This window comes from Alistipes shahii WAL 8301, from assembly GCF_025145845.1.
GTDB lineage: Bacteria > Bacteroidota > Bacteroidia > Bacteroidales > Rikenellaceae > Alistipes > Alistipes shahii.
The window spans coordinates 2,024,525-2,051,312 of the sequence record NZ_CP102253.1; the positions used below are offsets into that span (position 1 = coordinate 2,024,525).

The 26,788-nt window shown below is 61.0% G+C and carries 20 protein-coding genes; 7 read left to right on the top strand and 13 right to left on the bottom strand.

The window, feature by feature from the left end:
- Nucleotides 1-849, bottom strand: a complete 849-nt coding sequence (gene nfo, locus NQ492_RS08660; RefSeq protein WP_015546513.1) for a deoxyribonuclease IV — start codon at nt 847-849, stop codon at nt 1-3.
- 96 nt (nt 850-945) lie between these two features.
- On the opposite strand from nfo, the gene NQ492_RS08665 reads away from it, so the two are divergent.
- The 3 genes from NQ492_RS08665 to NQ492_RS08675 are packed head-to-tail and all read left to right on the top strand — an operon-like array spanning nt 946 to nt 4,121.
- Nucleotides 946-2,187: a DUF3078 domain-containing protein gene (locus NQ492_RS08665; protein ID WP_044054113.1), complete on the top strand. Its 1,242-nt coding sequence runs from the start codon at nt 946-948 to the stop codon at nt 2,185-2,187.
- A gap of 43 nt (nt 2,188-2,230) precedes the next feature.
- The gene (locus NQ492_RS08670; protein ID WP_015546512.1) at nt 2,231-3,868 is read left to right on the top strand and encodes a S41 family peptidase; all 1,638 of its coding nucleotides are present in this window, start codon (nt 2,231-2,233) and stop codon (nt 3,866-3,868) included.
- Nucleotides 3,861-4,121, top strand: a complete 261-nt coding sequence (locus NQ492_RS08675; protein ID WP_044054111.1) for a hypothetical protein — start codon at nt 3,861-3,863, stop codon at nt 4,119-4,121. The genes NQ492_RS08670 and NQ492_RS08675 overlap by 8 nt, the downstream gene beginning before the upstream one ends.
- 119 nt (nt 4,122-4,240) lie before the next feature.
- Here NQ492_RS08675 and deoC read toward each other — a convergent pair whose 3' ends face one another.
- The 4 genes from deoC to rpsO all read right to left on the bottom strand — a co-directional run bounded on the left by deoC (nt 4,241) and on the right by rpsO (nt 9,951).
- Nucleotides 4,241-5,122, bottom strand: coding sequence for a deoxyribose-phosphate aldolase (deoC, locus tag NQ492_RS08680; protein WP_015546510.1), 882 nt, complete (start codon nt 5,120-5,122; stop codon nt 4,241-4,243).
- 237 nt (nt 5,123-5,359) lie between these two features.
- The gene (locus tag NQ492_RS08685) at nt 5,360-7,081 is read right to left on the bottom strand and encodes a hypothetical protein (protein WP_015546509.1); all 1,722 of its coding nucleotides are present in this window, start codon (nt 7,079-7,081) and stop codon (nt 5,360-5,362) included.
- 260 nt (nt 7,082-7,341) lie between these two features.
- Nucleotides 7,342-9,585, bottom strand: a complete 2,244-nt coding sequence (pnp, locus tag NQ492_RS08690) for a polyribonucleotide nucleotidyltransferase (RefSeq protein ID WP_015546508.1) — start codon at nt 9,583-9,585, stop codon at nt 7,342-7,344.
- Between the two features lie 93 nt (nt 9,586-9,678).
- The gene (rpsO, locus tag NQ492_RS08695) at nt 9,679-9,951 is read right to left on the bottom strand and encodes a 30S ribosomal protein S15 (RefSeq protein ID WP_015546507.1); all 273 of its coding nucleotides are present in this window, start codon (nt 9,949-9,951) and stop codon (nt 9,679-9,681) included.
- A 190-nt stretch (nt 9,952-10,141) separates the two neighbouring features.
- On the opposite strand from rpsO, the gene NQ492_RS08700 reads away from it, so the two are divergent.
- From NQ492_RS08700 to NQ492_RS08710, 3 genes are all read left to right on the top strand, one after another.
- A complete protein-coding gene (locus tag NQ492_RS08700) occupies nt 10,142-11,152 on the top strand; it encodes an FAD:protein FMN transferase (protein WP_015546506.1) in 1,011 nt (336 codons plus the stop codon).
- A gap of 8 nt (nt 11,153-11,160) precedes the next feature.
- Complete coding sequence (locus NQ492_RS08705) at nt 11,161-12,039, top strand: YegS/Rv2252/BmrU family lipid kinase (protein ID WP_015546505.1); 879 nt, start codon at nt 11,161-11,163, stop codon at nt 12,037-12,039.
- Between the two features lie 65 nt (nt 12,040-12,104).
- On the top strand, nt 12,105-13,019 hold the full coding sequence (locus NQ492_RS08710; protein WP_015546504.1) for an AraC family transcriptional regulator: 915 nt from the start codon (nt 12,105-12,107) through the stop codon (nt 13,017-13,019).
- Between the two features lie 173 nt (nt 13,020-13,192).
- On the opposite strand, the gene NQ492_RS08715 is transcribed toward NQ492_RS08710, so the two are convergent.
- On the bottom strand, nt 13,193-13,720 hold the full coding sequence (locus NQ492_RS08715; RefSeq protein ID WP_015546503.1) for a DJ-1/PfpI family protein: 528 nt from the start codon (nt 13,718-13,720) through the stop codon (nt 13,193-13,195).
- 166 nt (nt 13,721-13,886) lie between these two features.
- On the opposite strand from NQ492_RS08715, the gene NQ492_RS08720 reads away from it, so the two are divergent.
- A complete protein-coding gene (locus NQ492_RS08720; protein WP_044054728.1) occupies nt 13,887-14,234 on the top strand; it encodes a winged helix-turn-helix transcriptional regulator in 348 nt (115 codons plus the stop codon).
- Here the strand turns inward: NQ492_RS08720 and rimI are convergent.
- From rimI to hemW, 7 genes are all read right to left on the bottom strand, one after another.
- Nucleotides 14,206-14,679 (bottom strand): ribosomal protein S18-alanine N-acetyltransferase, encoded by a 474-nt coding sequence (gene rimI / locus NQ492_RS08725; RefSeq protein ID WP_015546502.1) that lies wholly within the window; start codon nt 14,677-14,679, stop codon nt 14,206-14,208. The genes NQ492_RS08720 and rimI overlap by 29 nt on opposite strands.
- Entirely contained in the window at nt 14,676-16,151 is a 1,476-nt protein-coding gene (locus NQ492_RS08730) for a RimK family protein (RefSeq protein WP_015546501.1), read from the bottom strand. Before NQ492_RS08730 ends, rimI begins: the two co-directional genes overlap by 4 nt.
- A 126-nt stretch (nt 16,152-16,277) precedes the next feature.
- Nucleotides 16,278-17,495: a glycoside hydrolase family 57 protein gene (locus tag NQ492_RS08735; protein WP_015546500.1), complete on the bottom strand. Its 1,218-nt coding sequence runs from the start codon at nt 17,493-17,495 to the stop codon at nt 16,278-16,280.
- 8 nt (nt 17,496-17,503) lie between these two features.
- On the bottom strand, nt 17,504-18,823 hold the full coding sequence (locus NQ492_RS08740; protein WP_229094807.1) for a glycosyltransferase family 4 protein: 1,320 nt from the start codon (nt 18,821-18,823) through the stop codon (nt 17,504-17,506).
- Nucleotides 18,824-18,993: 170 nt separating this feature from the next.
- A complete protein-coding gene (locus tag NQ492_RS08745) occupies nt 18,994-21,117 on the bottom strand; it encodes a glycogen debranching enzyme N-terminal domain-containing protein (RefSeq protein ID WP_195636548.1) in 2,124 nt (707 codons plus the stop codon).
- Nucleotides 21,118-21,217: 100 nt separating this feature from the next.
- Nucleotides 21,218-25,465 carry an alpha-glucan family phosphorylase gene (glgP, locus tag NQ492_RS08750; protein WP_015546497.1) on the bottom strand — a complete coding sequence of 1,416 codons (4,248 nt, stop codon included), beginning with the start codon at nt 25,463-25,465 and terminating at the stop codon, nt 21,218-21,220.
- A 134-nt stretch (nt 25,466-25,599) separates the two neighbouring features.
- Nucleotides 25,600-26,733 carry a radical SAM family heme chaperone HemW gene (gene hemW / locus NQ492_RS08755; protein WP_015546496.1) on the bottom strand — a complete coding sequence of 378 codons (1,134 nt, stop codon included), beginning with the start codon at nt 26,731-26,733 and terminating at the stop codon, nt 25,600-25,602.
- Between the last annotated feature and the right edge of the window lie 55 nt (nt 26,734-26,788).

A 26,788-nucleotide genomic window follows, 5' to 3' on the forward strand; every position in this document is an offset into this window, starting at 1 on the left:
CTATGCCTCTTCGGCAAACGCCTTCAGTTTGGCGATCTCCTCGCTCCAGCGCGCTTCGTCGGGGGTTTCGAGGATCAGCGGAATGCCGTCGAAACGCTTGTCGGAAGCGATATAGCGGAAGCATTCCATGCCGATCATGCCCTCGCCCAGCGGCGTGTGGCGGTCGACGCGGCTGCCCAGAATCTTCATCGCATCGTTCAGGTGCATGCCTTTCAGGTATCCGAATCCGACGACGCGTTCCAGTTCGGCGAACGTGGCGTCGCACGCCTCGCGCGTCCGGAGGTCGTACCCCGCCGCGAAGGCGTGGCAGGTGTCGATGCAGACGCCCACCCGCGATTTGTCCTCCACGCGCTCGATCAGATAGGCGAGGTGCTCGAAGCGGAATCCGAGGTTCGAACCCTGCCCCGCGGTGTTCTCGATCACCGCCGTCACGCCGTGCGTGCGGTCGAGCGCCATGTTGATCGACTCGGCGATCCGGTCGAGCGACTCCTGCTCGGTGATCTTCTGCAGGTGGCTGCCGGGATGGAAGTTCAGCCGGTCGAGGCCCAGCAGTTCGCACCGCTGCATCTCGTCGAGGAATGCCGCGCGCGATTTTTCGAGCGGTTCCTTCTCGGGATGTCCGAGGTTGATCAGGTACGAGTCGTGGGGCAGAATCTGTGCGGGCGTGTAGCCGTAGCGTTCGCACGCCTCGCGGAAGGCGTCGATCTCGCCCGTGGCGAGCGGTTTGGCGACCCACTGCCGCTGGTTCTTGGTGAAAAGGGCGAAGCCCGTGGCTCCGATAGCGTGTGCGTTGGCCGGAGCGTTCTCCACGCCGCCCGCAGCGCTTACGTGCGCTCCGAAATATTTCATAGTTGGTCCTTTCCGTTTAACTTTCAGACAAAGTTAAAGTTTTTATAAATAAATTCATAAATTTGTAGATTGAAAATCAAATACAATCGCTTCGTTATGAAACATTTTTACCTGATTCTCACGCTGGCGTCACTCGTCGGGGCCTCCGTTCCGGTCTCGGCCCAGATTTCAATCGACGAAGTCAATGCCGAACGGCGGAACGTGACGTTCCGCGACCGGCTGAAGTCCACGTCCGTCGATGCCGATTATTTCAGCCTCGCCCGCTACAAGGCCGAGCGCGCCGCAATCCGCAAGGAGCGCAACTACCTCGAATTGGGCGGCGGCCTGCAGGGAACGCTGACTTCGTACAACGATCCCTGGATCTCGGTGTCGGGCGGTGACAACTCCATTGCGCTGGTGGCGACCTTCAACCTGCGGCATATCTTCAAGAAGAACCTCTTTTCCATCGAAACCAAGTTCAATGCCAAGCTGGGTTACAACCGCATGAAGGTCGAGACGCAGCGCGTGGGGCCGGACGGCAAGCCGATGGTCGACGAGAGCGGCAACAAGATCATGGACAGCGAAGGCGTATGGTTCAAGAATCAGGACGAGTTCGTCATCTGGGTGAACCCGGCGTTCGAAATGGCGAAGAACTGGACTTACGGTTCAATTCTGCAATTCCGCAGCCAGTTCGTCAACGGTTACAAATCGCGCTCCGAGCAGGAGAAGAAGCACCTCAAGAGCAAGTTTATGACTCCGGGTTACCTCGACATTTCGCTGGGTATCACCTACAAAAGCCCTCAAAAGAAATTCCCCATCACGGTCAACATGTCTCCGCTCGCCTTGAACGCCACCTTTGCCGAAAGCGACTGGATTCGCATGCGGCAGGTCGACGGCGACGGCAAGGAGATCAAACCGGCCTATCCCTATGGTATCGAGGACCCCGAGAAGACCTCGAAATACGAGGGCGGTTCGTCGGTCGAGATCGGTTTCGACCGCACGTTCGGCAAGACGGGCTACCTGCGTTACATCACGACGGTCTTCTCCTTCTACGGCTGGATTACCGACATCGGCCAGAAGAACAAGATCAGCGACTACACCAAGTACCTGGAGGCCTACGACAAGTGGGCCGACAAGGAAGACACCAGCGTCGGGCATGACATCAAGGACAAGCCCCGCCTGCCGATCCATCCCACGGTGCGTTGGGAAAACACGCTCGAAATCAAGGCGACGAAATACCTCTCCACGAAGGTTAGTTTCCAGCTCTACTACAACCGGGCGCAGAACGTCGACGTGCAGACCCGTACGCTGTTGCAGGTGGGTCTCACCTATACTTTCAAAAACAAGCCGAAACCCTGATAAGTTTTAAATACCGAACCGGCGTCTTTGGCGCCATCATACGATGTACAAAAACTCGAAACACACCGTCCTCTTCCCGCTGCTGCTGGCCGCGGGAGTCGTTCTGGGCCTCGTTCTGGGCCAGTATCTGGGCCGCAACACCACCACGTCGCAGCTCAAGGGCATGCTCAGCCGCATGGCGCTGCCCAACAACAAGCTCTCCTATACGCTCTCGCTGATCGAGAACCAGTATGTCGACTCGGTGTCGATGGACTCGCTCGCCGAGCACGTTATCCCGATGCTGGTCAAGGAGCTGGACCCCCATTCGGTCTATATCCCCGCCGCGGAAATGCAGGCTCTGAACGAACCTCTCGAAGGGGAGTTCGACGGCATCGGCGTGGTCTTCAACATGGCCACCGACACGGTCATCGTGCTGAACGTCATTCCGCAAGGCCCGAGCGACAAGGCCGGCGTCAAGGCCGGGGACCGCATTGTCGAGATCGGCGATTCGCTTGTCGCCGGGCGAAAGATTCCCCAGAACAACGTCGTCAAAATGCTGCGCGGACCGCGCGGCACGACGGTCCGCCTCGGTCTCGAACGGCAGGGCATCTCCGACCTGGTCGAGGTCGAGGTCGTGCGCGGCGTCATTCCCATCAGGAGCATCGAATCGGCCTTCCGCATCGCCGACGGCGTGGGGTACGTCAAGCTGGGGCAGTTCGCGCGGACCACTTTCGACGAATTCCGCAAGGCGCTGGCATCGCTGCGCGCCGAAGGGGTGACGAAACTGATTTTCGACCTGCGGGGCAACACCGGCGGGTTCCTCGATCAGGCGATCGCCGTGGCCAACGAGTTTCTGCACGAGGGCCAGCTGATCGTCTACACCGAGGACCGCCGTCACGAGCAGCTGCGCGAATACGCCGACGGCAAAGGCTCGGCGCAGGACATGGAGGTCGTGGTGCTGATCGACGAGGGAAGCGCCTCGTCGAGCGAAATTCTCGCCGGAGCGTTGCAGGACAACGACCGTGGTACGATTATTGGTCGTCGTTCGTTCGGCAAGGGTCTCGTACAGCGTCAGATACCGTACAGCGACGGATCGGCCCTGCGGCTGACCACGGCGCGCTACTATACGCCCACGGGCCGCTCGATCCAGAAGCCCTACACGATCGGGGATGACGCGGACTACGAGGAGGATCTTTGGAACCGTTACCGGAACAACGAGTTTTTCTCGGCCGACAGCATCCATTTTGCCGACTCGCTCAAGCGGGTGACGCCGGGCGGAAAGGTGGTCTACGGAGGCGGCGGCATCATGCCGGATGTGTTCATTCCGGCCGATACGACCGACGTGACGAAGTATTTCGTCGAGGTGGCGGGCCGCAACATCTTCTACCGCTATACGATCGAGTATGCCGACCGTCACCGTGAGGCGCTCAATGCGGTGAAGACCATTGATGAGTTGCAGGCGCTGCTCGACAGCGACAAGACCCTTGTGGATGATTTCGTCCGCTATGCCGCCCGGAAGGGCGTTGCGCCGCGCTACGGCGACATCGCCCGTTCGCGGAGGCTGATCGAGGCCCAGCTCCGGGCCTATATCGGCCGCAATACGGCGTTGGAGGACAATGGTTTTTACGCAAACATCTATCCCGTGGACAACGTCGTCGTACGCGCCATCGGGATCTTAAAGGAGGAGAATGAAAATGATTAAAAAACTGATCGGTATTATCGTGGCCGTGGCGGTAGTCGTCATTATCGTCGTTGCGGCCATCCGGCGCGACAACTTCCAGTCGATGGTGCGGCGCGATGAATTGTTGAACGGCGTCGAGCCGGCCGCGGAACCTCCGCACCTGATCTCGCCCGCCGAACTCGACGTTCCGGCCGAAGGCGTCCCGGCCAAGGACGCTCCGGCTGCGGGGACGGTCGATTCGTTGAGCATCGAAATTACGGATTCGCTTCCGTAAGCCGGGATCGGTATGTATGAAACGGCGGCCCCGCAAGGGGCCGCCGTTTTTCGTGCGTCGGGGCGGGGCGGTCCGAGAGAAACGGTCCCGCAGATCTCCGCCAGCCGGTTTCGCGCCGGTTAGAAGTATTTGACCTCCGAGCCTTCGATGGCTGAAAGAATGTTGTTCGCGGCCGAAGAGGCTCCGATGCGGAACAACTCCGTCGTGAGCCACTCTTTGCCGAGTATCTCCTCGACGATCGTGTAGTAGAGCGCGGCGTCTTCGGCCGTGCGGACCCCGCCTGCGGCCTTGAAACCGACCTTGCGGCCCGTTTTGTCGTAGTAGTCCCGGATCGCCTGGCACATCACCACGGCGGCCTCGGGCGTTGCGGCCACGTCGATCTTGCCCGTCGAGGTCTTCACGAAATCGGCCCCTGCCAGCATCGACAGCAGCGACGCCTTGCGGATCAGCTCGGGGGTTTTCAGCGCTCCCGACTCGATGATCACCTTCAGCACCACATCGTCGTCCATCTCCGTGCGGATCACCTCCACCTCGTTGGCCGCCTCGTCGTATTCGCCCGTGAGCATGCGCCCCACGTTGAGGACGATGTCCACCTCGTCGGCGCCGTTCTCCACGGCCATCGCCACTTCGAGGGCCTTCACTTCGAGAAAGGTCTGCGCCGCGGGAAATCCCCCGCCGACGCTCGTGATCTTCATCGGCGTGCCGTCCACGGCCAGCCCCACGGTCTCGACGAACGAGGGATAGATGCAGATCGAAGCCACGTTGGGAATGTGGGGGTATTTTTGGTAGAACTCCGCGGCCTTGCGGGCGAATTCCGTGACGGATTTCACCGAATCGTTGCACGACAGCGTCGTGAGGTCGATGGCCGAGTAGCAGAATTTGTAGACCTCGGTGTTGTGGTTGCGGGCCTCTGCGGCCTTGCGGATGCGTGCGACCTCTTCGTCGACTTGCGATGCGCTCCACGCCGGGGCGTATTCTTTCAGATGGTTGGCGTATTCCATACGATCGTGTTTTTTACAAAATTAGAAAAATTATTCGATCCCGCATCGTTTCCGGATCAATTATTTTAACGGTGTCCGACATCGGCCGCCGCCCGGACGCGGCACCGGGGATGGCGCCGGGCCGTTTCTCCGAAAAACGGATGCACCTGCGCTTTTGCTGCGGGGTACACGGGGCAGGATGCAAAAAAAGAGCCTGAACCCTCTCGGGCCAGACTCTTTTTTATCCGATGAAGCCGATTACTTCTTCAGCGCCTTCAGGTTGATGTCCTTGGCGGCCTTCTGGGCCAGCGCGGGATTCTTCGAAACGGCGCTCTTCAGCTGGGCCTCTGCGGTCTTCAGGTCGCCTTCCTTGGCGGCGATAACGGCGCGCAGGTAGTCGGCGTCGGCCGAGTTGTCCTTGGCGATGGCCTTCTTGGCGCCGGCCAGATCGTTCGACTGAACCAGGGCGATGGCTGCGTTGTAGCCTTCGAGGTTCTTGGCGGCAGCCTTGTAGTCGCCTTCGGCGGCAGCCATGGCAGCCTTGGCCTGGGCGTCGGCGGCAGCGGCGTACTTCTTGGCCTCTGCCGTGTTGCCGTTAGCCAGGTTGGCGAGCAGCAGGTTCTTGCTCAGCTCCTTCGACGAATCCAGCTTGGCAGCCTTCTCGAACGATTTCAGAGCGGCGGCCTTGTCGCCGGCCTGCGTCTGGGCAACGCCGAGGTTGTTCCATACGCGGGCGTCGTTGAACTTCTTCGAAGCGGCGGTCAGGATGGCAACCTGCTCCTCGGCTCCGTTGGCCAACTCCTGGGCGGCATAGAGGTACTGCTCTACGGTCAGGTCGCCGCCGTTGCGGTATGCAGCCATGATCTCGGCGTCGGTCAGACCCTGGAGGTCGGTGCTGTTGACGATCTGCGAGCGGCGCAGTTCGGGAAGGATGTCCTTCTTCAGCTCGTTGAATACGGTCGACATGTTCTTGATCTCGGTCTCACGCTCTGCGGGCGAGTTGTAGAGGCTCAACACCTGGAGAATGAGGTTCTTGTCCTTGATGTCCGACTTCTCGACCAGCTCCTTGAAGCCGTCCCAGTCTTCGCCGTAAGCGGCGGCGTCGATGTCCAGACCGGCGTCCTTGAGCAGCTTGGCAACGACCTTCTTACCCGATTCGCTGCGCTTCTTCGAAAGCGTGTCGTTGAACTTCACCGGACCGTCGGGCGAAGCGTAGCCCTTCACGGCGATGTTCTGCGTGGCGCGGTCGTTCGTGAGGTTCTTGTCCACGTTCTCCTTGAATGCGCCGAGGTTGGCGTTCTTCTCGTTCTTCTTCGTCACGACCGACGAGTTGATGGCGTAGAGCAGGTCGGTCTTGTCGACTACCGTGGTGACCTTCTTGTAGTTGTTGGCCATCTGATCCATCAGGTCGCCGTACTTGAGGTCCTTTTGCAGGGTGTTCAGGCCGTAAGCTACCGTCAGGCCGAATTCCTTGGCGATGGCAGCCTTGGCAGCGGCGTCGTTGCCGGCCAGCACGGCAGCCTGCTCCTTGGTGGGGATGGCGCCGGTGTTCAGGTTGACGAGCACGAACTCCTTGGCCTTGCCTTTCGGGCACTTGATCTCGGCGCGGAGCTGCAGGGCGCACTGGTCCATGCGGGGATCGTACGGGAACTCGACGTGCTGCGTGTAATTGCCGCCGTTGCTCATGTCTACGACTGCATAGTTCTCGTCCACCTTCGAACCCTGGTAGTATTGGGTGGCGCCGGCCACTTCGCCGCCTTCGAATACGATGACGGGAGTAACTTTGATGATGGCTTTCTTGTTGAAATACTCAACGGGGAAGGTTACATTGATGTCTGCGGCAACCGTGCCGTTGTTCAGCGTCAGGATCTCGGGGGTGACCGTCAGCTTGATGTCGTCCCGGTTCTTGGCCATCTTCTTGAAGCAGTTGCAGCTCGAGAATGCCAGTGCGGCAGCTACGAGCACAACGCTCAATTTCATTAAGTTTTTCATAATAGGTAAAAGTTAATGTGTTTATTTTGAATTTGTTTGCCTCTTTCGTTCGTTCCGCCGCCTCTCTGTCCGCCCGCTGTCCGTTCTTCGTTGTCCGTTCTTCGTTGTCCGTTCTTCGTTGTCCGTCCGTGCAGGCGCTTGCCGGGCTGCGGAACAGTGCAAATATAGAAAACTCTTGCTGATTATGCAATATTCCGGACGGAAATCAACGCTTTTTTCCGTCCGAAATATCCACATTAACAGTCTTTTTATTCCTCTTTGTGCTCGTGGCGCTCCCGGCGTTCGCCGCGGTCGCGGCGTTCGCCACGCTCACCGCGCTCGGGACGCGGACGGCGCTCACGTTCCACATAGCCTTCGGGCTTGGGCAGAAGCGCCTTGCGCGACAGTTTGAGCTTGTTGGTCTTGGGGTCTACGCCGATCAGCTTGACGTCGATCTCGTCGCCCTCTTTCAGACCCGTCTCCTCCATGGTCTCGAAACGCTTGTAGTCGATCTCCGAGATGTGGAGCAGGGCGTCCTTGCCCGGCATGATCTCGACGAATGCGCCGAAGGCGACGATCGAGCGGACTTTGCCGTGGTACGTCTCGCCCACTTCGGGGATGGCCACGATGGCCTTGATGCGGGCCAGCGCTCCGTCGAGGGCCTCCTTGTCGATGCCGAAGATGTCCACGATGCCCTTGTTGTCCACCTCCGTGATGGTGATGGTGGTGTTGGTGGTCTTCTGGATGTCCTGGATCACCTTTCCGCCCGGGCCGATAACCGGACCGATCATATCCTGCGGAATGACGATCTGCACGATGCGCGGCACGCAGGGCTTGTAGTCCTCGCGCGGCTCGGCGATGCACTCGGTGAGTTTGCCGAGGATGTGCATGCGGCCTTTGCGGGCCTGCTCCAGCGCGGCGGCCAGCACCTCGTAGGAGAGTCCGTCGACCTTGATGTCCATCTGCGTGGCGGTGATGCCGTCTTTGGTTCCCGTCACCTTGAAGTCCATGTCGCCCAGGTGGTCCTCATCGCCCAGGATGTCCGACAGCACGGCCCATTTGCCGGTTTCGGAATCGGAGATCAGACCCATGGCGATACCCGACACGGGTTTGCGGAGCTTCACGCCGGCGTCCATCAGCGCGAGGGTTCCGGCGCAGACCGTGGCCATCGACGACGAGCCGTTCGACTCGAGGATATCCGACACGACGCGCACGGCGTAGGGGTTGTCCTCGCCCAGCGGAATCATCGGCTTCAGGGCGCGCCATGCCAGGTGGCCGTGGCCGATTTCGCGGCGCGAGAGGCCGCGGGCGGCCTTGGCTTCGCCCGTCGAGAAGGGCGGGAAGTTATAGTGGAGCACGAACTGCTCGGTGCCCTGCACGAGCACCTCGTCCTTGACCTTTTCGTCGAGTTTCGTGCCGAGCGTAACGGTCGTCAGCGACTGCGTTTCGCCGCGGGTGAAGATCGCCGAGCCGTGGGCTGCGGGCAGGTAGCCCACCTCGCACCAGATCGGGCGGATCTCGTCGGTCTTGCGGCCGTCGAGACGGACGCCTTCGTCGAGGATCATGTTGCGCATGGCCTTCTTCTGCACGTCGTCGTGGAAATATTTGTGGATCAGCGGCGCCTTCTCGATCAGCTCTTCTTCCGAATAGCGGGCTGCGAACTCGGCTTCGAGCGCGTTGAACTTGTCTTCGCGCTCGTGCTTCATCGTGCCGCTCGTGGCGATGGCGTAGGCCTTGTCGTAAAGCTCTCTGATGATCGTCTGACGCAGTTCTTCGTCGTTGACCTCGTGGCAGTAGGTGCGTTTCACGTCCTTGCCCAACTCCTTCGACAGCTCGATCTGTACGGCGCAGTGCTTCTTGATCTCCTCGTGCGCGAACTTGATGGCGCCGAGCATCACCTCTTCCGAAACCTCCTTCATCTCGCCCTCGACCATCAGGATGTTGTCGATCGTACCGCCGACCATGATGTCCAGGTCGCATTCGGGCATCTCCGAATAGGTGGGGTTGATGGCGTATTCGCCGTTGCGGCGTACGACGCGGACCTCCGAGATGGGGCCGCCGAAGGGAATGTCCGATACGGCCAGCGCCGCCGAGGCGGCCAGACCGGCCAGCGCGTCGGGCTGAATATCCTTGTCCGCCGAGATGAGGTTGACCGTCACGTAGACTTCGGCGTGGTAATCCGCGGGGAACAGGGGCCGGAGGGCGCGGTCGATCAGGCGGGCGACGAGCACCTCGCTGTCGTTGGCGCGCGCTTCGCGCTTCATGAAACCGCCGGGGAAGCGGCCTACGGCGGCGTACTTCTCCTTGTATTCGACCTGGAGGGGCATGAAATCGGTGTCGGGTTTTGCATCCTTTGCGGCCACGACGGTTCCGAGCAGCATCGTGTCGCCCATCTTGACGACGACCGAGCCGTCGGCCTGCTTGGCCAGTTTGCCCGTCTCGATCTCGATCTGGCGACCGTCGGCCAGCGTGATGATCTTGCGGACTGCGTTGTACAGCTTCTTTTCTTCCATAAAAATTTTAAACCTATAATGTTTTCGAATTGTTTTTCGCAACGAAAATGAAGGCAACCCCTCTCGGGAATTGCCTCCATTTCTTCCTCGGGACTACTTGCGGAGATTCAGCGTCTTCACGATTGCGCGGTAGCGCTCGATGTCGACCTCCTTCAGGTATTCCAGCAACGCGCGGCGCTTGCCGACCAGGCGCAGCAGTGCGCGCTGGGTTCCGAAGTCGTGCTTGTTGCTTTTGAGGTGTTCCGTAAGGTGGCTGATACGGTAGGAAAACAACGCGATCTGACTTTCGGGCGAACCCGTGTCGGTGTTAGACTTGCCGTACTGGCCGAAAAGCTCCTGCTTTTTCTCAGCTGTTAAATAAGCCATTGTGTAAATTTATTTTACGTTCCACTCTACGACGCATCCCCCTTACCGTGGATAACGCCAGAGCGTTCCGCAAAGGTACGAAATAATTCATAATTCATAATTCATAATTCACAATTATTTTCAATTTGGCGTCTAATAATAACAAATTAATCGAGAAAATCGTATTTTTGCGGCTAAACAAGTGAAAATTATGGGGAAAACGGGTGTGCGCGGAACTTTCGCCGCGCTTGTCGCCGCGGTGTTGTGCGGCTGCGGGAGCGAGCCGGATTTCGTCACCGTCGACGGGACGATGCTCGGCACGACGCTGCATGTGGTGGCCGACGTGAAGGGCGTCTCGCGGCAGCGTCTCTATGCGGCCGTCATGGAGCTGGACCGCGAGGCCAAGGCGTCGATGTCGATTTACGATTCGACGTCGCTCGTGAGCCGTCTGAACCGCAACGAGACCGACAGCGTCGACCGTCATATCGCCTTCAACCTGCATCTGGCCGACAGCATTGGCGCGTTGAGCGACGGGCGTTACGACGTGACCGTCAAGCCGCTGGTCGAGGCGTGGGGCTTCGCCGGCCGGGAGCGCGCCGAAAACCCGAACGTCGATTCGATCCTCGAATTCGTGGGCCGCGAAAAGGTCCGCGTCGAGGGAGGGCGGCTGGTGAAGGACGACCCGCGCGTGCAGCTGGACTTCAACTCCGTGGCGAAAGGCTATACGGTCGATCTGCTGGCCGGACTGGTCGAGAAATACGGGGCTGAAAACTACATCGTCGACATCGGCGGCGAGGTCCGCTGCCGGGGACTCAACCGGCAGGGCCGGGCGTGGCGCATCGGCGTCGAAACGCCTTTCGACGGCAACATGTCGGACGGCGAATACCTCCAGAAACGGATTCAGATGACCGGCGGCGGGCTGGCCACCTCGGGCAACTACCGCCGTTTCTACCTCGACGGGGAGGGCAACAAGGTCGCCCACACCATCGACCCCCGCACGGGGCGCAGCGCCCTGTCGCGCCTGCTGTCGGTGACCGTTGCGGCTCCGACCTGCGCCGAGGCCGACGCGCTGGGGACCATGTTTCTGGCGATGGGCGCCGACGATGCGCTGGCGGCCGTGGAACGGATGCCCGGCGTGAAGGCGTACTTCATCCTGGCGGGTGACGGCGGAGAGTACGAGGAGTACGTCTCGCCGGCCATGGAAGCGTTGATTCTGAAATAGCGAGATAAATGAAAACAGCGGTATTCCTCTACAATCCCGAATCGGGCAAGGGCAAAATCGCCCGCAACGTCGGGTGCATCAGTACGATTTTTCAGGCCTACGGCTACGACGTCACGCCGCAGCGGATCGACTTTACGGCCAATCCGTTCGACGGCAACGAGACCATCGACCTGATGGTCGTCGCCGGCGGCGACGGCACGGTGAACTATGCGGTCAACGCCATGAAACGCAAGGGGCTGGACATTCCCATCGGCGTGATTCCGGCCGGTACGGCCAATGATTTCGCCGGGGCGGTCGGCATGTCGCGCGAGCCGCTCGAAGCGGCGCGGCAGATCGCTTCGGGGGCTGTGGACCGGGTCGACGTAGGCCGGGTGAACGACCTGTATTTCGTCAATATCTTTTCGTTCGGAATCTTCACGACCACCTCGCAGCGCACGCCCGACGAACGCAAGCACAAGATCGGCAAGCTGGCCTATATCATCGAGGGGGTCAAGGAGTTCCGCACGATGCACGCCGTGCCGCTGGAGATCGAGGCCGACGGCGAGCGGTTCGACCTGCGGTCGCTGATGGTGCTGATCTTCAACGGCGAGACGGCGGGCGGTTTCCACCTGGCGCGGCGGTCGTCGATCAAGGACGGGCTGTTCGACTGCATCCTGCTGGAGAAGAAGAATTTCTTTCGTTCGACGCTGGCCATGTGCCGCTATCTGGCGGGCGGCAGCCCGAAGATCGTCCGCCACCTCCGGGCGCGGCGGATCGACATCCGTTCGTCGGTCAACGAACCCACGGACGTCGACGGGCAGAAGGGCGCCGAATTCCCGCTGCACATCGAGTGTCTGGCGGGCGGCCTGCGCGTGATGTGCGCCAAACAGGCCTCGGGCAATTTCTGATTTTTACGGTCCGGCTTGTTTGATTCTGCGAAAATTCATACTTTTGTCGGAAAAATTACGACGATATGGCGGATAACGGCAAAACGGCGCGCAGCGGAGGACGCGAAAGTTTGCGCAAGGTCTCCATCTCCCGGATCAAGAAGGAGATGAGTGACGTCTTTTACCTTTCGGACGATCTGGTGATTTCCGCACTCACGGCCGACAAGAACACCACGGCCGATTATCCGACCTCGATCGACGGCTTTACGGCCATCATTATGATGACGGGCGAGGCCACCGTGTCGATCGACATGCAGAATTACAGCATCAAGCCCAACACGATCGTCTTTTTCAACCCCGATTCGATCATCCGCACAATCAAGTGTTCGTCGAACGCCGCGGCCTACCTGCTGGCCTTCTCGAAATCGTTCGTCAACGAGATCCAGATCGACCTCTCGACCTCGCTGCCGGTCTACATGCGCTTCGGCAAGGCCCCCGTGCTGGAGGTCACGCCGCAGGACGTGGACGAAATCCGCCAGTTGTTCCAGCTCATCAAGACCATGCTGCGCAGCGACAAGGAGCGTTACCGCCACGAGATCATCCGCACGCTCTTCACCACGGCGTTCTACATCATCACCGAGATCAACCAGCGCGAGCAGCCCGGCGAGATGAAGCAGGGGCGCTGCGAGGTGCTGTTCGACGAGTTCATGTCGCTGCTGCAACAGTACAACAAGAGGGAGCGCAACGTGAGCTTCTACGCCAAGCAGCTCAATATCACGCCCAAATACCTCTCGTCCGTGGTGAAGGAGGTGAGCGGCAAGACCGCCGCGCGGTGGATCGACGAGTCGGTGATCCTCGAAGCCAAGGCCCTGCTCAAGTATTCCGGAATGAGCATTCAGGAGATCGCCTACCACCTCAATTTCTCGACGCAGTCCTTCTTCGGCAAGTATTTCAAACAGCACACCGGAACCTCGCCCTCGCGTTACAAGCGGAAAGGATAGTTTTCGATTTTACAGGGCCTCTTCCGCCCTGCCTTGTCCGGCCCGGACGGAAAATACGTTTGTATGTCCCGTCCGGGTCGAACTGTGTCAGGACAAAATCCGCTCCTCTAAAATCAAAAAACCGAACCTTGTTTTTCAGGTGGCGGCTCGCGGGTGTCCGCTATGACACGCCGCTATTTCAGCGCTTCGACCACGCGGCCGATCATCGCCGGGATGGCGTGCTCCTCCTGCGCGGTGAAGAAATTGCCGTCGATTTCGAACGGGGCGTCCGTCGCCACGGGGCCCGTCACGGCGGCCTTGGCCATCGGGTGCACGGCGACGCGCCGTCCGGCGGCGACGCCTGCGAATCCGAACATCATCCCTGCGGCGCAGTGGCCGATCATCGGTTTGCCCGTCTCCCCGAAGGTTTTCAGCACCTCCATCAGGTCCCTGTTCCAAGGCTCGCCGGCATGCTGCGCGAAGACCGGCACGGCGTCGCCGCAGGCGAACACCAGAGCGTCGTACTCCTCTTCGTGACCCTTGAGGTTGGCGATCACGTCGTCGGCCGTCAGGCCGATGCCCGAGTTGGTGCGGATCTCGCGGCTTTCGGCCACGGCGAACACGGTGCAGGGAATCTTGTTTTCGAAAAACGTTTCCAGATACTGGAACAGGCCCATCCCGTTCACGGGATTCACGGCCACGACAGCTGTTTTTTTTGCCATGATTGCAATTCGTTTAGTGATACAATGGTTATTTTCGGTAAGTTTGTTATCTTTGCGTACAAAGATAGGGCAAACAGCCCGTAAAAACAATAACGCACTTAAAAATGAGATGGTTACATGCGTGTAACCATTGCTGGATACCAAACGGATGGAGCCGGAGAAAAAATTGAAAAATTTCACGCCCACGGGTTCCTGCCCGGTCCGGGACGTGCTGTGCCGCCTGGGGGACAAGTGGTCGATGCTGGTGTTGCTGACGTTGAATGCCAACGGCGTGATGCGTTTCAGCGAGATCCACCGCACGCTGGGCGACATTTCGCACCGCATGCTGACCGTCACGCTGCGGATGCTCGAAACCGACGGAATGATCCGCCGCGAAGTCTACGCCGAGGTTCCGCCGCGGGTGGAATACCGTCTTACGGAGCGGGGCGGGAGTCTCCTGCCGCATATTTTCGGACTGGTGGAATGGGCCGAGGCGAACAAGGAGGCTATTCTGGACGGCCGCAGGAGGTCCTGAACGACATCCGCCGCGCGTCCGTGCCGTCGGGGTAGTAGCCGCGCAGCAGTTTTCCGGGGCGGAAGCCTTTGCGGGCGTAAAGCCTTATGGCAGAGTCGTTGTCGGTGCGCACTTCGAGCGTCACTTCACGCAGCCCGAGCCGCCGGGCCAGCGCGATAGCGGCGTCCAGCAACGCCTGTCCGGCTCCGCAGCCGCGCGCCGCGGGGTCCACCGCCACGGAGTAGATGCGGAGGTTTTGCGCCGTGCGCCGCATCAGCAATGAAATGTAGCCGACGACCGCACCGTCGCGGGTGGCGGCGTAGGACGCTCCCTGCGCATGCGTCAGCAGGTAGCGCAGCTGCCGCCGCGTGAAGGCCTCCCCTTCCGGGAATGAACGCCGCTCGACGCACTCCACGGCGTCGAGGTCCCCGGCCGTCGCGGGACGTATTCCGACTGCGGGGTTCATTGCGCGTGGAGGCGGTTGAGGCAGTGGACGAAGTGGTTGAGGATGCGGTAGTAAAGTTCGTCGCCCAGCACGGCGTCCTCGACTTCGTGGTCGATCGACGGGTTGTCGTTGATCTCGATCACCACGGCCCTGCCGTTGATGAGTTTCAGGTCCACGCCGTACAATCCCTTGCCGATCAGCGCCGCGGCCTTTACGGCGGTGTCGAGCACTTTCTGCGGCGCCTTGTAGATGGGTACGGTCTCCCATGCGCCGCACAGGTTGCGGCCTGTGTCGTCGTGGGCGTGGTTGTAGATCTGCCAGTGGCCCTTGGCCATGTAGTATTTGCAGGCGAACAACGGTTCGCCGTCCAGGAGGCCGATCCGCCAGTCGAACTCCGTGGGGATGAACTCCTGGGCCAGCAGCACGGACGAGTGGCGGAACATCTCGTCGAGCGCCGCGCGCAGCTCTTCGTCGCTGGCCACCTTGTGCATGCCCACCGAGAACGATCCGTCGGGAATCTTGAGGATGAAGGGCGCGCCGAGGCGTTCGCTGATCTCGCCGAAGGAGTATTCGTTGCTGCGGAACAGCAGCTGCGAGGCCGGGGCCGGGATGCGGGCCTTTTCGAAAAGCTCGCAGAGGTAGACCTTGTTCGTGCAGCGGATGATCGACTCGGGATCGTCGATCACGGCGATGTCGTTCATCGCGGCACGCTGCGCGAGGCGGAAAGTGTAGTGGTTGAGCGCTGTGGTGGCGCGGATGAACAGCGCGTCGAACTCCATCAGCCGCGTGGCTTCCTCCTCGGTGATCAGCTCCGCGTGGATGTTCATTTTCCGGGCCACTTCGAGGAACTTGTTGAGGGCGTCCTTGTCGCTGGGCGGGAATTTTTCGTCCGGGTCGTAGAGGATGGCGAGGTTGTAGCGTGCGGGCTTGGCCGAGCGCGGCGAGCGCCATACCTTCTTGTTGAAGCAGTCGAGCGCATTGGCGAAATCGTCCTGCCCGCTCTCCGAGAGCTGGCGCAGCGAAAGGGCCTGCACCGACTCGATCTGGTTGCGGGCGTGGTTGTTCATCGTCACGCGCAGGATCGGGCAGGGGTAGTGGTCGAAGATGAACCGCGCGATCTTCTCCAGACCCTTCTCGCGGCAGGTTCCGAAGTAGATGTTCAGCTGCCAGGTTTCGTCGGTGATGCGGTTGCGTTCGATCCACTGTTGGCAGAGCTGTTGCAGGTTGCGGTTCATGCGGATTCCGGCGCCCGATTCGAGCTTGTTGAGCGTCTCGACGCCCGGCAGCACCCGGTGTCCCCGGGCCTGGGCCAGCAGCGAGCAGTAGTAGCCTTCGGAGTTGTAGCCGTATTCGTCGCTCAAGTTGATGACCAGCTTGGGCGTCCGCTCCCCGTAACGGTGTTCGAGGTAGTCGGTGACGGTCATCAGCGAATCGGTTTCGCAGTAGGGTTTCCAGTCGTTGAGGCTGTTCAGCAGGATGAAGACGCTATTCATGCATGTGTGTTTTCGATGCGCCAAATGTAAGCAAATAAAGCATCCGTTGTACATGCCGCGCGCCGTTTTGCGAAATAAAAAAACGGGCCTCCGCAGAGACCCGTTTTCTGGTTGTCCGTCGGGGCGTCAGGCCCGTTTTTTCGCCGCCTTGGCAGCTACCGCCTTGTCCAGCTCGATGATGAAGTCCGAGAGGACGTTCATGTAGTTGATGAAGGCGTCGTAGGCCGAATCGTAGGGGTTGAAGTAGGAGTGCACGTCGCCGTCCGACAGCCACTTGGTGGCCATGTAGTAGAAATGGTCGGAGGTCTGCATGAAACTCCAGACATAATCGAAATCGGGATTTTTCAGCGCCGCGACCTTCTCCTTCTGGGCATAGAGCTTCGAGAAAGCCTCGTTCTGCAATTCGTTGCCCAGCCAGGCCGTCACGTCGCGCTCCTCGTCGGCCCACGACATCACGTGCGGACAGTGGAGCACGGCGACGGGCTGGTGCTTCTTCGCGGCCTCGGTCACCGTGGCGAACTCCAGGCCGTTCTTCCTGGCGAGGATCGCCTTGGGCAGCGCGCGCATGAATTCGAAGATGCCCGTGTCGGCGTTCTGATGCTCGCCGAAGGTCTCGTAATCCATGAACAGGTTGATGACCTCGCCCGGCGTCTCGTCCGAGGCGAGCCACTGCACGTACTTGTCGGCTGTCAGGGGCCACTGGTCCCAGCTCTTGTTCGAGAAGCGGAAAGCGATGTCGTCCGAGAGTTTGTAGTTGCGCAGCAGCAGGCGCAGTTTCTGGTCGATGGCGTTGGCGTAGACGTAGTTGGGCGATTTCCACCCCAGCACGTGCTTGGCTCCTTCGGCCAACATCGTGCGGAAGCCCATGCCGGCGACCATCGCGCCGATCTCGTCCGAATAGATCAGCTCCGTGTTGCGGAAAGCGGTGGGTTTCACCCCGAACTCCTTTTTGATAAGGTTCGTGTGCAGTTTGACCTGCTCCGTGAAATCCTCCTTCGATGCCAGCGATGCCAGCGAGTGGGAGTAGGTCTCGGCGAGGAACTCCACGCAGCCCGTCGCGGCAAGCTCCTTGAACGAGTCGAGCACTTCGGGGGCGAAGGCGCGGAACTGTTCGATGGCGATGCCCGTGATCGAGAACGAACAGCGGAACTTGCCCTTGTTCTCCCTGATGAGCTTGAGCAGCAGGGCGTTCATCGGCAGGTAGCACTGGCGGGCGACCTTCTGCATGATCGAACGGTTTATAAGGTCGTCCAGGTAGTTGTGGTCCTTGCCCATGTTGAAGAAGCGGTATTTCTTCAGACGCCAGGGCTGATGCACCTGAAAATAGAGACAGACGGTTTTCATGCGGGTTGCTATTTTAATTGTTTCTTATTCTCTTCGATCACGGCTTCGTACACCGATTTGATCTTCGCCGCGGCGTCGTTCCACTTGAGGTTGGTCACCTCTTCGAGACCCTTCGAGGCGAACATGCCCGACAGGGCGGGGTATTTGATCAGTCCGTAGATGGCGTCGGCCAGGGCGTCCACGTCCCAGTAGTCCACCTTCACGGCGTAGTCCAGCACTTCGGCCACGCCGCTCTGCTTGGAGATGATCACCGGGACGTTCGAGCGCATCGCCTCCAGCGGCGAGATGCCGAAAGGCTCCGAGACGGAGGGCATCACGTAGACGTCCGACAGCTGGAACATCTTGTGCACGTCCTCCCCGCGGAGGAACCCCGTGAAGTGGAAACGGTCGGCGATGCCGAGCCGCGCCACGCGGCGGATGACGTGGTTCATCATGTCGCCCGAGCCGGCCATCACGAACCGCACGTCGGGAACCCGCTTGAGGACCTTGGCGGCCGCCTCGACGAAGTAGTCGGGGCCTTTCTGGTAGGTGATGCGTCCCAGGAAGGTCACGACCTTGTCGGTGACGCCCCGCTCGGGAACCTTGCCGCTGTTCTGGGCGAAGCGCACGGCGTTGTGCACCGTGACGATCTTTTCGGCGGGAACGCCGTAGCGGTTGATGACGATGTTGCGCGTGAGGTTCGAAACGGCGATCACGCGGTCGGCGGCGTGCATGCCGGCCCGTTCGATGGCGTAGACCTGCGTGTTGACGTTCTCGCCCGAGCGGTCGTACTCCGTGGCGTGCATGTGCACCACCAGCGGCTTCCCGGAGACGCGTTTGGCGGCGATGCCCGCGTAGTAGGTGAGCCAGTCGTGGGCGTGGATCACGTCGAACTGTCCTTCGAGGTCCCTGGCCACCTGCGCGGCGACCACGGCGTAGCGAGCCACCTCCTCCATGAGGTTGGCGCCGTACTTGCCCGAGAAGGTGTAGCGCTGTTTCCAGGCATCGGTCGTCGACCAGGTCTTCCGCCCCGACTTGACGTACTGCTCGTGGTAGGACTCGTACTCCTCGGGGGAGATATAGGGGACCATGTTCGAGTCGATGTGGATGAACGACATCTTCTCCAGAATGTCGTCCGCGCCGCTGCCCGTCGAACCGTACAAGGCCTCCACGTCGCTGGCGTTCACGACGTGCGTGAAACGCTGGTCCTCGTCGCCGTAGGCGTGCGGGACGATGAAAGTGACGTCTACGCCGTTGCGCGCCAGTCCGCGGGTCATTCCGTAGCAGGCCGTTCCCAGCCCGCCTGCAATGTGGGGCGGAAACTCCCATCCGAACATTAAAACTCTCATACCTTATCTTTTTGTTGTTTCATTTTGCCGCCTGTGCGCTTCCTCTCCGCATCCCTTCACGGCGCCCGGCCGTGTCCGTAAGTCAGATTCCGCTTCGAACCCCTCCCCTCGGAAGGAGCCTCGCCATCCGGCACAACTCTCTTTCACATTGTGCGCCCGGGCCGTATTCGTTATTTCGTTTTTTCCGTCGTTTTCTTCTTCGTTGTCTTTTTGGCGGCCGTCCTCTTCGCGGCGGCCTTTGCCGCGGGTTTCACGGCCTTCGCGGCCTTCGCGGCAACCTTCTCCTTACCAACGTTTTTTGCGGCCTTCGCAGTCTTCGGATTCGCTTTTTTTGTGGGTTTTTCCGACTTTCCGGGCGTCTCTTCCGGTTTGCGTGCGAGGATCATGCCGTAGATGTCCAGCACGGCCGCGACGCTCCACGCCTGCGAAATGGCTCCGCGCGGCGCGAACGGAGGATCGGCGTCGAACAGTTCGCCGATCGAACCGATGCCGTAGGTCTGGATGTCCTCCTCGAATCCGGCGAGAATCTCCTCGGCCTGCGGCAGAAAGGCGTCGCCGTCGATGTCGAAGCAGGCGCTGACGTAGAACGACAGCAGCCACGGCCATACCGACCCGTTCTTGCCCGCGAAGTCGCGTTCGGCGGGCGTACCCTCCTGCGAACCCTTGTAAAGCGGGTTGCGGGGCGAGAGCGAGCGCAGGCCCTTCGGCGTGAGGAGGTGCTGCCGCACTGTGCGGATCACCTCCAGCTGGGTCTGCTCGTCGAGCATCTTGTAGGGCAGCCCGCAGGCGACGATCATGTTCGGCCGGATGTCCGTGTTGGCGCCGTCGCAGCCCACGCAGTCGGCCAGGTAGCCTTCGGGCAGGCGGAAGAGTTCGTTGAACGACGCCGCGGTGCGTTCGGGCAGTTTCTCCCACGCCTTCACGAACTTCGTGTCGCCCGCCTCGCCGGCCAGCCGGAGAGCGTAGCGGACGGCGTTGTACCACAAGGCGTTGACCTCCACCTGATAGCCGTTGCGCGGGGTGACGGAACGGCCGTCGATCACGGAGTTCATCCACGTGAGGGGAACCTCGTCGGACGAGGCCCACACCAGCCCGTTGTCGTTGAGCGCGACACGGCCCGCGACGCCCCGTTTGTACGACTCGAGCACCTGTTTCATGGCCTCGCCGTAGTGTTTCCAGATCTTTTTCGCGCCGATCTGCGCTTCGAGCCGCTGAAGGGTCCAGAAGAACCACAGCGGGGCGTCCGCGGCCGCTGCCGCCGAAGCGTTCCCGGCGAACATGCCGTCCTGCATGCCGCGCACCTGCGTGTCGAGGGCGTCGATGCAGTCCTCCTTGTGGTTTTGCCACAGGGTGATGCCCGGCAGCGAGACGAAGGTCTGGCGGCCCGAAACCCCGTGCCACGGATAGCCCGAGACCACCTCCGTCCGGTTGCCCGGGCGGCGGATCACGAACTGCCGCGCCGAGTGTTCGAGGCAGCTGATGAAGTCGATCTTGTGCGTGCGGCGCGCGATGGAGCCGCCGAAGACCTCCTCGATGGTTTTCGTCGAGCCCATTTCGTCGAGCGACGCCGAGAAGATGATGCTCTCGCCCTTCTTCAGCTCGGTTTCGAAATAGCCCGTGGTCATCAGGTCCTCGTAGCCGTCGTAGCCGCGGGCGATGTCCTGCCGGTATTCGAAATTGTAGTACCAGTCGGGCGCGGGCACGAACTCCGCGCCGGGTTTGCTGGTCTGGAGATACAGCCACGGAAACGAACCGTAGAGGCGGCATTTCACGCCGTTGACGGCCGGATAGGAGTGCCCGTCGGCCTCCATGTTGGCATGCGTCAGCGCATGCTTGTCGCGGAAGGCGAGGAACGGGCGCAGCCGGAGGCGCGTTTCCGAATGGGCGTCGACGAGCGTGTAGCGGATCATCAGTTGCGTGCGCTTGTGAATCCAGAGCATCTCCTTCTTGAGGATCACGCCGCCTACGCGATAGGTGATCGTGGGGGTCGGAGTGTACTCGAAATCGGTGATGTACTTGTGGCCGCGCGGCTCGTAGGTCCCCTGGAAACGGTGCAGCGCCAGGTTGAACGTCTGGTCGTGCTGGATGATCGTTTCGTCGAGCGCCGACAACAGGACGTAGGTCCGGTCGCTGTCGTCGATCGGGGCCACCATCAGGCCGTGGTAACGGCGGGTGTTGCAGCAGACGATGGTCGTGCTCATATAGCCGCCGATACGGTCCGTTGCGAGCATTTCGCGCTGGAGCGAGTACTCCAGATTGCCCAATTCGCTTTTGTCGAAAGTAAGTGCTGACATATCGCTAAAAAATACGGTTCGTCCTTTAAAGATATTGAAATTTTCGAACAGTTACAACTTGTTATTGTTAATTATTCAAATTTAATACCTTCTATTGGCATTAGGCCCACTTCACCAGCGCGAAGTCCATGCGGTGGGGCAGGAGCGGGTTCGAGGGGTAGATGCGCAGCGCCACGTCGAACGTGCCGGCTTCGTCGGGCGTGTAGTCGAGCGAGTAGGTGACCCGGCTTCCGTCGGCCTTCGTGCGTTCCAGCTGGATCGTGCGGGTGACGTTGACGGACTGTCCGCCGACGATCTGCCGCGCGACGACCATCTCCACGCCGATGTCCTCGGGCCGGAGGTTGGCGATGTCGAGCGTCACGGCGAACTGGTACTTCTCGCCGACGCAGACGGCCTCCTTGTCGATCTTCACGCGCTGCACGTCGACGATGCGCACCTGGTCCCATGCGGCGGAGACCTTGCGCTTCCAGGCCGCGATCTCGCGGGCCATGCGGTAGGCCTCGGCGCTCATCTCGCGTTTGCGCGCGGCGAGCTTGTCGTAGAACCGGTTCTCGTAGTCGGTCAGCATGCGGTTGGTCGTGAAGTTCGAGGCGATGTCCGCCACGCACCTCTTCACCGACGAAACCCACTCGTGCGGGATGCCGTCCGTGTCGCGGGCGTAGTATTTCGGGGCGATCTGCTCCTCGATGGTGTTGTAGATCATCTCGGCGTCGAGTTCGTCCTGGTAGTGCTGGTCGGCGAAGGTGCGCTCCATCGGAAGCATCCATCCGGCGCCCTCCTTGTAGCCCTCGACCCACCAGCCGTCGAGCACGGAGAATTGCAGCACGCCGTTCATCACGCACTTCTCGCCCGAGGTGCCCGAGGCTTCGAGCGGCCGCGTGGGCGTGTTCAGCCATACGTCGACACCCTGCACCATGCGGCGGGCGAGTTCCATGTCGTAGTTTTGCAGGAAGAGGATCTTGCCCACGAACTGCGGCATGGCGGCCACCTCGACGATGCGCCGGATCAGGTCCTGTCCCGGCTTGTCGTTGGGGTGCGCCTTGCCCGCGAAGATGAACTGCACGGGACGCTCCTTGTTGTTGACGATCGCCGCCAGACGGTCGAGGTTCGTGAACAGCAGGTAGGCGCGCTTGTAGGTGGCGAAGCGGCGTGCGAAACCGATGGTCAGCACGTCGGGCTTGATGCCCTCGATGACCTGAAGCATCTGGCGCGGCGAGTCGAGGCGCACCTGCCGGGGGTCGCTGTAACGCCGGCGGATATGCTTGATGAGCTTGTTCTTGAGCTTCATGCGCTCCTCCCACAGCTCCGCGTCGGGGATGTCGTGGACCTTCTGCCAGGCCGGGATGTCGTAGACGTGGCCTTCGAATCCGTCGCCGAAGTAACGGGCGTAGAGGCGGCGCAGCGACGAGGCGATCCACGTCGGGAAGTGCACGCCGTTGGTGACGTAGCCGATGTGCAGCTCGTTCTTGAAGTAGCCCGGCCACATGTTGCCCAGGATCTCCTTCGAGACCTCGCCGTGGAGCCACGAAACGCCGTTGACCTCCTGCGAGAGGTTGCAGGCCAGCACCGACATCGAGAACTTCTCGTTGGGGTCGTTGGGATTGGTCTTGCCCAGGTTGATATACTGCTCCCAGGTGATGCCCAGCACGTCGGGATAGTGCGACATGTACTGGCGGATCATCGACTCGGGGAATGCGTCGTGGCCTGCGGGCACGGGGGTGTGCGTCGTGAAGAGCGACGACGAGCGCACCACCTCCAGCGCCTCGGAGAACGAGAGCTTGCGGTGGTTCACCAGATCGCGGATGCGCTCGACGCCGATGAATGCGGCGTGGCCCTCGTTGCAGTGGAACACGTCGTGCTTGATGCCCAGCTGACGCAGCGCGCGGATGCCGCCGATGCCCAGCAGGATCTCCTGCTTGAGGCGGTTCTCCCAATCGCCTCCGTAGAGGTAGTGGGTGATCTGGCGGTCCTCTTCGAGGTTGTCCTCGATGTCGGCGTCGAGCAGGTAGAGGTCCGTGCGGCCCACCTGGCACTTCCAGACGCGCGCCGAGAGCGTGCGGCCCGGGAAGGCGATGGTGACCGTCACCCAGCCTCCGGCCTCGTCGCGCACGGGCGAGATCGGCAGTTTGTAGAAATTCTGCGCCTCATAGGTGGCCTCCTGCGCACCCTGCGCCGAAAGGCGTTGGGTGAAGTAGCCGTAGCGGTAGAGAAGGCCCACGGCGGCCATCGGAACGTTCTTGTCCGAAGCCTCCTTCAGGTAGTCGCCGGCCAGGATGCCCAGGCCGCCCGAGTAGATCTTCAGCGACGAGTGCAGGCCGTATTCCATCGAGAAGTACGAAACCGTCGTCGCCTTCGGGTCGGGCTTCTCGTTCATGTAGTCGCGGAACTGCGTGTGCACGGCGTCGAGCTGCGCCAGGAAGTTCGTGTCTTTCTCCAGTTCCTTCATCCGCTCGACGCTCATCTTGTCGAGGAAGGCGATCGGGTTGCGGTCCGATTCGGCCCACAGCGCGGGGTCGATGCCTTCGAACAGGTCGCGGGCGCCGGGGTTCCAGCACCACCAGAGGTTGCGCGAAAGCTCTTCGAGGGCGTGCAGCCGCTTGGGCAGCGTCTTGTCGACCATCATGCGGTTCCAGACGGGTTTCTCGACGAAAAGCTGCTGGCGCACGAAGTTGATCTGCTCGGTTTTCGTGCCGCCGTCGAGCACGGCGCGGTTGGTGCGGACGATCGAACTCTCGACCGCCTCGGAGTAGGCCTGTTCGTAGGCCGCGAAGAGGTGCTCCCAGAGCGCCGTCAGCGAGATTTCATAGGCCGAGGTGTGCTGTTCGTTGACGTGTTTTTCGTCCAGCAGGCTGAAACGCAGCAGCGTATCGGCGATCTTCGCCTCGACCTCCTTGTCGTTGTAGTCGTCGCGGCGGATGACCTCCACGCCGGCGTGCTCGCGCTGCTTGTCGACCCAGATGCCGAACCCGGCCAGCGTCGTGGTGACCGTCGGGATGGAGAAGGCCACCGACTCCAGCGGGGTGTAGCCCCACGGCTCGTAGTAGGAGGGGAAAACCGTGATGTCCATGCCCACGAGCAGTTCGTAGTAATCCTTGTGGAAGATGCCGTCGGCCTTGTTGAGGTACGTGGGGACGAAGATCACCTTCACCTTCGATCCGGGATCGGTGAGGTTGCTGTTCTTCAGTGCGTTCACGATGGGGTCCCACGTCGCGTTTTCAAGGTAGTGGGTCGAATGTCTGTACTGGCCTGCGTCGATGGGCTTCGACGGGTCGGCCAGATGAGCCTGCAAATCGAGGCGCGGGCCGCGGTTGCCGGCCGGCACGGTGATGTAGGCCAGCACCTCGCGCCGGAGACGGTCCGAGGCGGCGAGCTGCTTGAGCGACTCGATGAAGACGTCGATGCCCTTGTTGCGGAATTCGTAGCGGCCGCTGGTTCCGACGATCAGCGGGTCGCCCGTGAATTTTTCGCCCAGGCAGGCCTCGGCCACCGAGATCATCGCCCGGCGGGCTTCGTCGCGTTTGGCGTAGTACTCCTCGCCGGCCCATACGAAGTCGTTCTCGAAGCCGTTGGGCGTCACGCCGTCCGGTTCGCGCCCCAGCAGGTATTTGCATTCGTTGGCCGTGATGTCGCTCACCGTCAGGAATGCGTCGTGGTAGGCGGCGGCCATCTTCTCGATCGAGTGTTTGGCCGTGACGTTGAACTGGCGCGCCAGCTCGTCGGCGTTGAATTTCGGGAGGTCGTTGTAGAGCGGCAGGCGGTTGCCGGCGATGCAGCGGCCCATGACCGTGGCGTGGGTGGTGAACACCGTGGCGATGTAGGGGGCGTGTTTGCGCAGGTACAGCCCGCCCGCGGCGGTCATCCACTCGTGGAAATGCGCGACAGCCTTCTCGGTCGGCGTGCCGAAGGTCTCGACGTAGGAGGCGATCACGACGCCTGCGGCCCATCCGAACAGCACCGGCTCGATGTAGTCCCACTGGCCCGAGATCGAGTCCACGTGGTACGATTCCCAGAGGCTTTTGAGTATTTCGTCCTTGCGGGGGATCAGCGACGAGAAATCGACCAGCACCACCGTCGGCTCGCCCTTGATTTTCCAGCGGCCGACGCGGACGCGGATGCCTTCGTTGTAGAGGCTCTGGCGCCAGGCCTTCAGCTGGTTGGGGTCCTCCTCGAACTCCGGGTTGACGCCCTCGTGCGAGAGGTCGGGACCCAGCAGGACGTAGCGGTCTGCGAATTTGCGGGTGACGGTCTGCGCTTTGGTCGAAATGACGGTGTGGATGCCGCCGACCTTGTTGCATACTTCCCAACTTACTTCGAACAGCAAATCGGGGGAGTGTTTGGCATTGCTCATATACTTATGCTAATTTGTAATTTTCGTGACGAACCGAAGAAGAATTCGGCCGCAAAGGTAACACTTATATTTATATTAAACAATCGGGAGTGGATGTTTATAAAAATATTTAATAATAACTTAACATTTCAGTTTCACTTGGTTGCGGTGTCCGGTTCCGTTTCGAAAAACGTTTCGATCACCGCGTCGGAGACCAGCATCCGAGCCGGCGGGACGGCCATCCGTCCCGCTGCGAGAACGAGCGTGCGGCTCTTCAGCCACGGTTCCGCATCGCGCAGGACCCGTGCCGCGCGCTCCTTGCCGAACAGTCTTTCCGCCTCCCGCAGGTCGATGCCTTCGGCCGTGCGCAGCCGGGTCATCACGTATTCGTTGAAGCGGTCGCGGTCGGTGAGGGTTTCCGCTTCGGCGGGCGTGCCGCCGATGTACTCCGTCACCGAGGCGACGTTCCAATGGCGTTCCCGGCCGTCGAACGAATGGGCTGCGGGGCCGATGCCGAGGTACTTCACGCCGTGCCAGTAGGCCGCGTTGTGGCGGGCGCGGAAGCCGGGCAGGGCGAAATTCGAAACCTCGTAGTGCTCGAACCCCGCTCCGGTCAGCGTTTCGTGCACGAGGGCGTATTCCGTTTCGCTGGTGGCTTCGTCCACCGGGGCGAACTGTCCGCGGGCGGCCCGCCGTCCGAAGGCCGTACCGGGTTCGACGGTCAAATGGTATGCCGAAATGTGCTGCACGCCCAGCGCGAGGGCGCTGTCGAGCGAGCGGCGCAGCGTGTCGTCCCCGAAACCCGGGACGCCGAAAATCAGGTCGACGGTGATGTTTTCATAACCTTCGCGCTGCGCGCTCCGCACGGCCTCGACGGCTTGCGCAGCGTTGTGGCGGCGGTTCATCAGCTTGAGACACGCGTCGTCGAACGACTGGATGCCGACCGACAGGCGGTTGACGCCCGCGCGGCGCAGCGCGGCGAGGTAGGCGGGGGTGAGGTCGTCGGGATTGGCTTCGAGCGTGGTCTCCTCCGCCGCAGTGCAATCGAACAGCGTTGCGGCATGGTCCAGCAGCCCCGTGACGGCCTCCGGGGCGCACAGCGAGGGGGTGCCGCCGCCGAAGTAGCGGGTGCGCACCGGTTCGCTGCCCAGATATTCCCGCCGGGCGTCCAGTTCGCGGTGCATGGACTCCAGAAGAGGGTCCATGCGGCGCAGGTCGACGCTTTTGTAGAAGTCGCAGTAGGCGCAGACGCGCTTGCAGAAGGGTATGTGGAAATAAAGTCCGGCCATGTTATCCAAAGATACGAAAAAGACGGATGACTGCAAAACGGAATCGTATCCGGTT

What these genes read in the sequence shown, in the direction of transcription:
- NQ492_RS08705 (WP_015546505.1), top strand. Translation starts at nt 11,161, where the DNA reads ATGAAAACAGCGGTATTCCTCTACAATCCCGAATCGGGCAAGGGCAAA.
- NQ492_RS08715 (WP_015546503.1), bottom strand. Translation starts at nt 13,720, where the DNA reads ATGGCAAAAAAAACAGCTGTCGTGGCCGTGAATCCCGTGAACGGGATG.
- rpsO (WP_015546507.1), bottom strand. Translation starts at nt 9,951, where the DNA reads ATGGCTTATTTAACAGCTGAGAAAAAGCAGGAGCTTTTCGGCCAGTAC.
- NQ492_RS08670 (WP_015546512.1), top strand. Translation starts at nt 2,231, where the DNA reads ATGTACAAAAACTCGAAACACACCGTCCTCTTCCCGCTGCTGCTGGCC.
- nfo (WP_015546513.1), bottom strand. Translation starts at nt 849, where the DNA reads ATGAAATATTTCGGAGCGCACGTAAGCGCTGCGGGCGGCGTGGAGAAC.
- NQ492_RS08740 (WP_229094807.1), bottom strand. Translation starts at nt 18,823, where the DNA reads ATGAGAGTTTTAATGTTCGGATGGGAGTTTCCGCCCCACATTGCAGGC.
- NQ492_RS08735 (WP_015546500.1), bottom strand. Translation starts at nt 17,495, where the DNA reads ATGAAAACCGTCTGTCTCTATTTTCAGGTGCATCAGCCCTGGCGTCTG.
- NQ492_RS08675 (WP_044054111.1), top strand. Translation starts at nt 3,861, where the DNA reads ATGATTAAAAAACTGATCGGTATTATCGTGGCCGTGGCGGTAGTCGTC.
- hemW (WP_015546496.1), bottom strand. Translation starts at nt 26,733, where the DNA reads ATGGCCGGACTTTATTTCCACATACCCTTCTGCAAGCGCGTCTGCGCC.
- NQ492_RS08710 (WP_015546504.1), top strand. Translation starts at nt 12,105, where the DNA reads ATGGCGGATAACGGCAAAACGGCGCGCAGCGGAGGACGCGAAAGTTTG.
- glgP (WP_015546497.1), bottom strand. Translation starts at nt 25,465, where the DNA reads ATGAGCAATGCCAAACACTCCCCCGATTTGCTGTTCGAAGTAAGTTGG.
- NQ492_RS08685 (WP_015546509.1), bottom strand. Translation starts at nt 7,081, where the DNA reads ATGAAATTGAGCGTTGTGCTCGTAGCTGCCGCACTGGCATTCTCGAGC.
- NQ492_RS08665 (WP_044054113.1), top strand. Translation starts at nt 946, where the DNA reads ATGAAACATTTTTACCTGATTCTCACGCTGGCGTCACTCGTCGGGGCC.
- NQ492_RS08745 (WP_195636548.1), bottom strand. Translation starts at nt 21,117, where the DNA reads ATGTCAGCACTTACTTTCGACAAAAGCGAATTGGGCAATCTGGAGTAC.
- rimI (WP_015546502.1), bottom strand. Translation starts at nt 14,679, where the DNA reads ATGAACCCCGCAGTCGGAATACGTCCCGCGACGGCCGGGGACCTCGAC.
- deoC (WP_015546510.1), bottom strand. Translation starts at nt 5,122, where the DNA reads ATGGAATACGCCAACCATCTGAAAGAATACGCCCCGGCGTGGAGCGCA.
- NQ492_RS08700 (WP_015546506.1), top strand. Translation starts at nt 10,142, where the DNA reads ATGGGGAAAACGGGTGTGCGCGGAACTTTCGCCGCGCTTGTCGCCGCG.
- NQ492_RS08730 (WP_015546501.1), bottom strand. Translation starts at nt 16,151, where the DNA reads ATGAATAGCGTCTTCATCCTGCTGAACAGCCTCAACGACTGGAAACCC.
- pnp (WP_015546508.1), bottom strand. Translation starts at nt 9,585, where the DNA reads ATGGAAGAAAAGAAGCTGTACAACGCAGTCCGCAAGATCATCACGCTG.